Annotated in this window: 2 protein-coding genes; both read right to left on the bottom strand. The window is 48.7% G+C overall.

Translation table 11 applies throughout. The features are described from left to right. Positions 1 to 469, bottom strand: a 469-nt coding sequence (gene lpcA / locus KDK19_RS06980) for a D-sedoheptulose 7-phosphate isomerase (RefSeq protein ID WP_257291618.1), incomplete at its 3' end; no start/stop codon positions are given. A 142-nt stretch (positions 470 to 611) separates the two neighbouring features. Then, positions 612 to 2,093, bottom strand: a 1,482-nt coding sequence (locus KDK19_RS06985) for a toprim domain-containing protein (protein ID WP_257291619.1), incomplete at its 5' end; no start/stop codon positions are given.

Consider the following 2,093-nt stretch of genomic DNA (forward strand, 5'->3'; position numbering starts at 1 on the left):
CCGCCAGACCTTCCATTTTTCCACCATCCTTACCCGTCAGAAGAATCACTTTCATCCCTTTTTTCCGGGCCGCTTCAACCGCTTTCAGGATATTGACAGAGTTACCACTGGTACTGAGCCCGAACAGGACATCGCCCTCAAAGCCAACGCCTTCCAGATAACGCGAGAACACATACTCATAACCGTAATCATTGGAGACACAAGAGAGGTGACTGACATCAGAGATGGCAATCGCCGGGTAAGCAGGACGGTTATCACGATAGCGGCCAGTCAGTTCTTCAGCAAAGTGCATAGCATCGCAATGAGAGCCTCCGTTACCACAGGAAATAACCTTTCCACCCTGCTTAAAGGCCTCGGCCAGCAGGCTCGCAGCACGATCTATAGCATCAATACAGGTTTCATCATTAAGAAAGCGCTCCAGAAGCTGTTGGGCTTCTTCGAGTTCTGCACGAATTACTGAATGGTACATGTCTGTCAACTGTTGAATCGGAGGCCTCAAGTATACTGCTGATGTATCAACGGTGCAGCATAACTTTATTTGCCCGAAAGAGGGTTAATTGATTGCGCTCAGAGCCGCTTTGTCTAAGGACCCTGAGTGCAACTATGGGGTATTAAATATCAAGGTTAGCCACGTTCAAAGCATTAGACTCAATAAAGTCTCTACGAGGCTCAACCTGATCTCCCATCAGTGTATTGAAGATCTGGTCAGCAGCAATAGCATCTTCAATGGTCACCTTAAGCATCCTTCGCACGTCCGGATCCATCGTGGTTTCCCAAAGCTGCTCGGGGTTCATCTCACCCAGACCTTTATAGCGCTGAATGTTGTGACGTTTGGTAGACTCTGACATCAGCCAATCCAGACCTTCCTCAAAGGTTTCTACCGCCTTTTTCCGCTCACCTTTCTGGATGAATGCGGACTCTTCCAGTAATCCCTGTAGCTTGGCTCCGAGACTTTTGATCGAACCGTAATCACCCGAGCCAAAGAAGTCGACATTCCAGGTGTATTCGGTCGGCACACCATGGGAAACGATGGTAACTTTGGGCAACCACACCTGATGCTCGCGATCTTCAAACAGCTCAAAACTCATCTCGCGGCCAGCTAACTTCAGCTCCTGAATGCGTACATTCAGGGTGTCCAGCCAAGACATCATTTTTGTCTGATCTTTTAAGTCTTCTTCGGAAACGGCATCCAGATAAATCATCTCTTTCATGACTTCAGAAGGATAAATTCGAGACAGACGTTCGATAGTTGCAATAACCTTTCTGTATTCTTTTACCAGAGATTCCAGAGCTTCATCACCGATACCCGGCGCATTTTCATTAACATGCAGGGTGGCGTTTTCCAGGGCAGACTGGGTCAGATAGTCATCCAAGGCAACATCGTCTTTAAGGTATTGCTCCTGTTTACCTTTCTTCACTTTATAGAGCGGCGGCTGAGCGATATAAACGTAGCCATTTTCAATCAGCTCTGGCATCTGGCGAAAGAAGAATGTCAGCAACAGGGTTCGAATATGGGAGCCGTCAACATCAGCATCGGTCATGATGATGATATTGTGATACCGCAGTTTCTCAATGTTGAATTCAGTACGACCAATGCCACACCCCATTGCGGTGATCAGAGTACCGACTTCCTGAGAGGAAAGCATTTTGTCAAAGCGTGCTTTTTCAACGTTCAGGATCTTACCTTTGAGTGGCAGGATGGCCTGTGTTTTCCGGTTTCGTCCCTGCTTTGCAGAGCCACCCGCAGAGTCACCCTCCACGATGTACAGTTCAGAGAGCGCAGGGTCTTTTTCCTGACAGTCAGCCAATTTCCCGGGCAGTCCTGCTATGTCCAGCGCCCCCTTTCTGCGGGTCATTTCGCGGGCTTTGCGGGCTGCTTCACGTGCTCTGGCTGCATCGAGCATCTTGTTGACAACCGCTCTGGCTTCCTGTGGGTTTTCCATCAGGTAGTCCGCAAGATAACTGCTCATCTCCTGCTCAACAGCGGTCTTCACTTCAGAAGAAACCAGTTTATCCTTGGTCTGGGAAGAAAATTTAGGATCAGGCACCTTAACCGATATGATCGCAGTGAGGCCTTCACGAGCATCATCACC

The organism is Endozoicomonas sp. ONNA1 (assembly GCF_024606325.1).
Lineage (GTDB): Bacteria > Pseudomonadota > Gammaproteobacteria > Pseudomonadales > Endozoicomonadaceae > Endozoicomonas_A.